Origin of the sequence: Neobacillus niacini (assembly GCF_030817695.1) — a bacterium.
Lineage (GTDB): Bacteria > Bacillota > Bacilli > Bacillales > Cytobacillaceae > Neobacillus > Neobacillus niacini_F.
The window spans coordinates 347,039-354,529 of the sequence record NZ_JAUSZQ010000007.1 but is presented as its reverse complement, the minus strand read 5'-3'; the positions used below and the strand labels follow the sequence as shown (position 1 = coordinate 354,529).

The 7,491-nt window shown below is 39.8% G+C and carries 6 protein-coding genes; all 6 read right to left on the bottom strand.

Features of this window, described 5'->3' with window-relative positions:
* The coding region (locus tag QFZ28_RS29625; RefSeq protein WP_307198162.1) for an IS3 family transposase at positions 1–323 on the bottom strand (323 nt) is incomplete at its 3' end.
* Positions 308–625, bottom strand: a complete 318-nt coding sequence (locus tag QFZ28_RS29620; RefSeq protein ID WP_307198161.1) for a transposase — start codon at positions 623–625, stop codon at positions 308–310. The genes QFZ28_RS29620 and QFZ28_RS29625, both read right to left, overlap by 16 nt.
* 144 nt (positions 626–769) lie before the next feature.
* On the bottom strand, positions 770–1,882 hold the full coding sequence (locus QFZ28_RS29615) for a CapA family protein (RefSeq protein ID WP_307198160.1): 1,113 nt from the start codon (positions 1,880–1,882) through the stop codon (positions 770–772).
* A 47-nt stretch (positions 1,883–1,929) separates the two neighbouring features.
* A complete protein-coding gene (locus QFZ28_RS29610; RefSeq protein ID WP_307198159.1) occupies positions 1,930–3,294 on the bottom strand; it encodes an amidase in 1,365 nt (454 codons plus the stop codon).
* A 111-nt stretch (positions 3,295–3,405) separates the two neighbouring features.
* A complete protein-coding gene (locus tag QFZ28_RS29605; RefSeq protein WP_307198158.1) occupies positions 3,406–5,169 on the bottom strand; it encodes a M28 family peptidase in 1,764 nt (587 codons plus the stop codon).
* A 154-nt stretch (positions 5,170–5,323) separates the two neighbouring features.
* Positions 5,324–7,384 carry a sigma-54 interaction domain-containing protein gene (locus tag QFZ28_RS29600; RefSeq protein ID WP_307198157.1) on the bottom strand — a complete coding sequence of 687 codons (2,061 nt, stop codon included), beginning with the start codon at positions 7,382–7,384 and terminating at the stop codon, positions 5,324–5,326.
* Positions 7,385–7,491: the final 107 nt, after the last annotated feature.

Here is a 7,491-nt window from a genome sequence, read left to right as displayed (position 1 = left end):
CCATTAATGTACTTCTGTGGCTTCTTCTTAACTCGACACTGAATCTCGAATTTCTGCATAATCTTTTGTACTGTTTTGCGGTTAACATTTATACCGTGCTTTCTGTTTAGTAATGATTTAATTTTTTGGTGACCATAATGATAAAAATTTTCCTCACACAGTTTAATTACTAGTTCCTCTAAAGGAGTTAACTCATTAACTTTATATTTCTTCTTCCACCGATAATACGTTGCCTTAGGAATGCCTAAGACACTAAGAATATCGATTACTCTAAACTTGGATGAGAGATCTTCTACTACTTGTACAACTACTTGTGGCTCCAACTCCTTTCGATCTCCTGGTACTTTTTTAAGATTGCCAATTGAGCCTCTAACTGTTTATTCTTTAGTTTCAATTGTTCAAGCTCACTCATTTCCTCCGTTCCCTTACCGTAGGAATATTGTTTTCCCACTTGTTGAGAAAACCGATAGGTTTGACCTGTTTTGTACCATCTCATCCATGTTTTAATTTGGGTCTTATTTTTTATCCCCAGCTGCTCCGTAATTTCTTTGTTTGTCTTTCCAGCTTGTTTCATCTTAATCGCTTCCCACTTTATTTGTTCTGGGTAATGTACTCTCGTGCTCATAGAAAAACACCCTCCTAAGAATCATATTGTATAAATACGATTCAGGGGGTGTTTTTTCCTTGTCTCATTTATCTGGGTCTCTCCAAATCATTAGTCGGTTGGTTTTTATATTAGAAATCATGCATTCAAATTTTAGGCAGTGTTTTAATTATTGCTATTCCACACAACTTTATTATCTTCGATTACGGTTACCGTACCACGCTGATTATTAAACTCATTTAATCGATTGGCAATGTCTAAACATTCTTGGTTACTAGTTTCAATTGCTTCACCAATTTCACTGATTACTGCTGGATGGATCGTAACCCGTTCAACACTAAGTCTTTTATTAGAAGTAGTTAGTTTGATATCTGCAATACAGCTTTGGCGGTTTTCTGGGAGCTTAGGAGGGAATTTAATGGTACAGGAAGACATATCCAGCCCTACTCCTGAGTATTCGTAATGAGAAATGTAGTTTCCAAGACTGTAAAGCACAGGCAATTCTTTTTCATCTTTGCCTTTGAATGCTTCCATTCCATATGGAGCATGTGCATGGTGCCCAAGTATAATATCGACACCAGCATTGGCTGCACGTTGCGCAATGATTGGTTGATATTCGGCAATCACACCTTGATATGGAACACACCACTGAGGCGGTACACCCCAATGAAGAGCTAATATAACGAAATCTGCTTCCCTATTCGCCTGCTCAATCACTTTTTCAAGTAATACTAGATCTTCCTCAAACGGTACTGATTTAATATACGGAGCTGTTCCAGGCTGCTCCAAATCAAGACTTGGTCCTAATTCATAGAAGGATGTAACCCTTACACCCGCTATACCTGGACGATTGTGCATGGCCTGGAATCCTGGTGACAGCGTAGTGGCCCAAGATAGGAATGCAATTCTATGATCGCCTGCATGAAAATATACAGGTTTGATGGCTTCTTCCAGATTCCGGCCTCCTCCAGCATAGCTTACGCCAATTCGATCCAGTTCTTCTTGTGTTTGAAAAAGTCCCTCTGGGCCCCAGTCCATCGTGTGATTATTAGCAATCGAAACGGCTGTAGGATTCAACTCTTTCAGCCATTCCCCTGCTTCTATTGGCTGTTGCAATCGAAATTGCTTATCAGCGGGAGCACCCGGTGTATGCATGATTGGCGACTCCAGATTTCCAATTCGAATATCCGCAGCATCCCATACACCCCTAAACAATTCCTTTCCAACTTTCTGCGAAAGAGTAATATCACCTACAGCAGCAATACGGATTGATGACATTTGTTTTACCTCCAATATTTTATTTTTATGAAAAAATCAACTAGCCCTTAAATGAGTGGGCGTTTATATCCTCCATTAGCGGTTTGGAAAGTATCGGCAATGCGATAAACGGTTGCTTCATCATGGTGACGCCCAATGAACTGAAGACCTACAGGTAAGTTTTCAGATGCTGTAAGGCCTGCGGAAACCGTTAATGCAGGATTTCCGGCAATATTAAACGGAATGGTTCGTTGGAGATAATCATACGTCGTGTCCTCAAATGAAGGATCACGTTCAGTAGCAGGACTTGGTGAGGTTGGACATACAAGTACGTCAACACGATCGAATAGACTGGCGATTTTTTCAGTAAACTGTCTTTTTCTTTCTAGTGCTTCCACATAACTTACAGCTGGAACCTTGAATCCTTCCGCCAAAACGATCTTCGTTCCTTCGGCGTAATCAGCTGCTCGTTCTGGATACCATTTCTTATGATGGAAGGAACCTTCTGACATCAATATTGGAAGAGCGATTTCGCCTATGGTTGCAAGTTCAGGAATTTCGATGTCCACGACTTCAGCATCTAATTCAGCAAGCTGATTAATCCCAGCATTCACCAATTCTCTTGCCCCTGGATGAATGGCTGCTGAGTCGATCAATGAACGGATGACACCTACTTTCATACCTTTAATCGAACCGGTAAAAATAGAATTGAAATTTACTGGAATAGAAGAAATACTTTCCAACACAATCGCATTGTCACGAACGGTTCTCGTTAGCGGTCCAATATGATCCAATGAATGGGATAAATGGAATAACCCCTCACGCGAAACTCTATCATAGGTAGGCTTTAATCCGACAATCCCACAAAATGAGGATGGCAGGCGGATGGAGCCTCCTGTATCGGTTCCAATGGATGCAAATCCAATCCCGGCGGCAACGGAAGATGCCGAACCTGTACTTGAGCCTCCGGAAGTTCTATTGACATCCCAGGGGTTATTACACTGGCCATAATCAGGATGAACAGAACCATATGCGAACTCAAGCATATTGTTTTTACCAAAAATAATCGCACCAGAAGATTGTAGCGCTGTAAAAAGGTAGGCATCCTCATCTGGAACATAGTTTTGTAGAATCCTTGATCCTAATGTCGTTTTGATTCCCTTGGTGTTGAAGATATCCTTAATCGATACAGGCACACCATACAATTTGCCTACTGTTTTTCCTTTAAGAAATACAGCTTCCGCTTCTTGAGCTTTCAGGAGGGCCTCTTCCGCCATCACTGTAATAAAAGCATTTAACTTTGGTTCGAGCTCATCCAAACGCTCTAAAGTTGCTTTTGTTACTTCAACCGGTGATACCTCCTTACGACGATACAACGTTCCAATTTCATCGATTGTTTTAAATAGTAAATCTTTTGCACTTTTTATTGCCATTTCGGTTTCTCCTCCATTTGCTAGGCTGGTCTGGATGAGCCTTAAATGCGTCATTCTTTATTCACAAAAGGAGTGTCAGCAAGCTCCTGACACTCCCAGCAGCAGACACTCTTAAGATAGTAATTCCCGGGCTTGTTGCAGGGCCCAAATGACACGGTTTTGGCCACGAGTTAAATGAGTTTTTAAAACCTTATACTCATGAGTTCCTTCTTGTACTTGTTTAAAGTTTAAGGCAGGTGCAATGTCTGGTAGGGCTGGAACATTAAGAGCAGGATCATGCCAGAATTTCCCACGTTTTGTGAAGTTGATTGGAACTAAGATTCTCGCTAATTTTTCAATGACTTCATTTACTTGTTTCACCAGAGGGTTGCTGATTTCCAAACCTTTTAATGCGTTTGCTTTTTCATAGAATGCTAGTAAATCTTCGCGAAGTGCGGAAACCTCATTTAATGCTAGAGTAAAATCAAAATTGGAGCCTGCTGCATCCTGATAGGATTTAATCGTATTGTCAAACTCTTCCGCTGTCTTCACAAAATTAAATGGATGAACAACGCTATTGGCTGCACGAAGCACTCCGGTAATATAGACTTTAATGTCCTTTACAAGGATATCTAAGTCAGCTACATGCATTAAATCTTCTTCTGTGTGCCATTCAATGTTTGCTCCACAGCCGCCTACAGGATAGTAGCCTTTTTCTTTTAGAAGCTCCTCTGGAATGCTGGAAGAAAGCATAAAAAAGGATGTAATACCAATGTTGTTAAAGGAATAATCACCTGCACGAAGTGGTCGTGATCCTTTTGAAGGGAGATTGACAGCATCCGTAATAACTTCTGTACAGAATTCATCGACTTCGCTCATCCACATCATATACTCATAAGAAGTCGCCCAGCGGCAGCCTGGAGAGTCACAGTTCACCTGTGCAATGCAATTTTTATCAAGATCCAACCCGAATTGATCAACGAACCAGCTTGAACCGGCATATCTACCCGTTGAGTGACCTGTCCAAACAGCAATTCGGACACTTCTTTTTAACTTGTCACGGTTCTTATAGAAGATGCGAGCCATTTCAAGTAATGCTGCATTACCGGTAGCATTATCCCCGATTCCCTCGTGCCAGGAATCTATATGACCATGCAGGAGAACGTATTTTTCTGGTTCTTCTGTTCCTTCAATGAAAATATCGATAACCGGACATTCCATCCAGCCTTTTTCAAGGAACGTCTTGAATTCAATGGTTACCGCTTCTTTTTCAATTAATGCTTTTAACTCATCGCCATCATATTTATTTATCGCAAGGACTGGAATTGTAGGTTCGTTATTCATGTTATCTAAATCTGGTGCTCCCCATATTGGAGTACAAATGCCCTCGTGTATGTTTTTGCCAGGGTTGACGAAGATCATCGCATTTGCTCCCATTTCGGCAAATTCCCGTACCTTTCCTGGCATTGCATATCCTTCAGTAAGGACGATTTTACCTTGTAAATCTCCTAAGTCCCCATCTACTGCCGTTCCGAAAATATCATTAATGCCCTTAGCATATCCTGTAGATATGTAAACAAGCTCGCCACTGAACGAATCATCACCGGTTGCAACTGAAAAAGAAGGTGTTTTAACGCGAATTTCTTTTTCAATCGGAGCCGTTACTTTTAGATAAGCCTTTTTTGGTACGCTTAAATATAATTCAGGGTGATGGACCTTATGCGGAACTTTCCACTCTTGTAAATAATTTTCTAAAAACGCAGCTGCAATTCTTTCATCCTCACTTCCAGATTCACGAATTAACGTACTGAATCTTTCCAGGACCGCTTTAGGAACCTCCGTATTAATTTCATCAAGTAAGCTTTTCTCAAGAGCAATATTTGTAACAGTTGCCATAGATATTTTCCCCTTTCTCGAATTCATGGTTTCATATACTATACATGCAAGTAATGTGCCAATTTATCAAATTACAAAAGTCGTAGAAATAAAGAACCCATCTGCAACATGGGATGTCTATTTAGGGTCTAATAGGCTAGAAAAGGCTGCCCTTTTAGGACAGCCTTTTCATTACTTTTTCGTTTTCACTTATGATTCTTTCCATTTCTTTCATGGTATTCATACCCATTTGGGTTAATTTGCTTCCCTGGCCTTTTGTTCCAGATTGAATAAATCCCATATCCCTCAACGTTTCCATTCTGCGCCGAACTTGTTGATCCGTTAAGAGGACTCCGTTTTCTTTAGCATACGAAACAATTTTCCCCCTGCCAATGCTCTTCCGCTCCTGCATTGCTTCCAATAAACTAGATAGAATCGTATGAAAGTCCACCAAGTCTCCTTCTTTCGTCAACTGCAATAGAGTATCATCTATTTTTACAGAGGGACCTGTCCGTTGAAATTGTTCCGGTAAATCAAGAAAAGTGATGATGTTATTTTCCATAACCGTAATCATGTATTGGACCACACTGGCAAGTTCTCTTACGTTACCAGGCCAATCATAACTGACTAATTCATTCATGACATCATCAGATATAGATGGAATGGTTGGACAATATTCTTCAAAAAAATGGGTAATTAATTCCGGAATATCCTCTTTTCGATCTCTAAGCGTCGGGACACGGAGCGGCAATACAAATAACCGATAATAGAGATCTTCTCGAAAGCTTCCTTCTTCGACCATCTTTTTTAAATCCTTATTTGTTGCGGCTATCACACGGACATTGACTGGGATGATGCTTCTCCCCCCAACCCGCATCACTTGTTTCTCTTGCAATACGCGTAAGAGCAGCGTTTGAAGGTTTTTAGGTGCATCCCCTATTTCATCCATGAAGATGGTACCATTATGTGCTAATTCAAAAAGCCCTTGTTTGCCTCCTTTTACTGCGCCTGTAAATGTCCCTTCTTCATATCCAAAGAGTTCGCTTTCGGCTAACGATTCTGGTAAGCCTGCAAAATTCACGGGAATAAATGGGCCGTTATGACGGGATGATAATTGATGAATAGAATGGGCAAACAATTCTTTTCCGGTTCCATTTTCCCCTAAAATTAATACGGACCGGTCTGTTTTTGCGAGCTTATTAATAATATGCAAAATATCCTTCATTCTCTGACTTTTACCAATGATGTCCGATATGGAATACTTTGAAGAAAACCCCATTTTTTGTATCTTTTTCCTGATTTCCTGCTCTAAAGCCTGAATCCTTGTTACATCCTGAAAGGCTGTGACGTCTCCAATATTTTTTTCTTCCACTACAATGGAACTATTATTGATAATTAATTTTCTTTCATTAAAGGATATAACATGGTTTTTTTGCGATAAATCATCATGTATGTAGGAATCCAATCTCAATTTCGGAAGTATTTCTGAAACTTTCTTTCCTATGATCTCATTCTCCGAATGATGCATTCCGAGCATCGATTTTGCGGATCGGTTAATCTTTATAATATTCTTTTCCGCATCTGTCGCAAGAATTCCATCATGGACAGTGTTTAATATCGCATCTAACTGATGATTGAGATGAGCAACCTCTTTAAAGGAATATGAAAGGTTTCTGCTTAATTTTATGATTTCTTGGATGTATCGGGCAGACTGGATATTTGCTCGATCGATATTGATGTTTAACTTCAGTGAAAGTTCTATGAGGGTTGAAAAGTCTAATGGGCGCAACCCGATATTGATCATTCTTTTTATCCCTTTTGGAACCATTTCAAGAGCCTCAGGAATAATGGCGACCTCTACTTTTTGATACGTTTTGATTCCAGGGTAATAGGGATAGAACTTTAATTCAAACCCGAGGTTTTCTAAGATTTCGATTGTTTCAGAGGAAGTGGAGCCTAAGTTATTCACTACAAGGCATTCAGTTCCTGCCGGCAAAGAGATTAATTCTTCTAATCTTGCAATGTTAATGGTCCTTCTAGCGATTAACACTTTTTCTTCGGGATACAGGTCGTCTTGAAGCTCTTTATTAGAGAGCAATATGATATCAACTTTTTCATAATCATGACATTGCTCGCTTGATAAAATGGTCACTTTTCCATTAAAAAAGTCGGAAATTTGTTTGAAAAACAATTTATATGTACGATTATCCTTAGTGACCGCTAAAATCTTAGGCACCCTAATCCCCCCTAAATCCACCTATCTTAAAGGATATTGTAAAGTTTTTTGATTTTTTAGTCAATGGACACTATTAAAAAAAATAAAAACAGCCAACCGGCTGTTTT

What these genes read in the sequence shown, in the direction of transcription:
- QFZ28_RS29620 (WP_307198161.1), bottom strand. Translation starts at nt 625, where the DNA reads ATGAGCACGAGAGTACATTACCCAGAACAAATAAAGTGGGAAGCGATT.
- QFZ28_RS29615 (WP_307198160.1), bottom strand. Translation starts at nt 1,882, where the DNA reads ATGTCATCAATCCGTATTGCTGCTGTAGGTGATATTACTCTTTCGCAG.
- QFZ28_RS29610 (WP_307198159.1), bottom strand. Translation starts at nt 3,294, where the DNA reads ATGGCAATAAAAAGTGCAAAAGATTTACTATTTAAAACAATCGATGAA.
- QFZ28_RS29605 (WP_307198158.1), bottom strand. Translation starts at nt 5,169, where the DNA reads ATGGCAACTGTTACAAATATTGCTCTTGAGAAAAGCTTACTTGATGAA.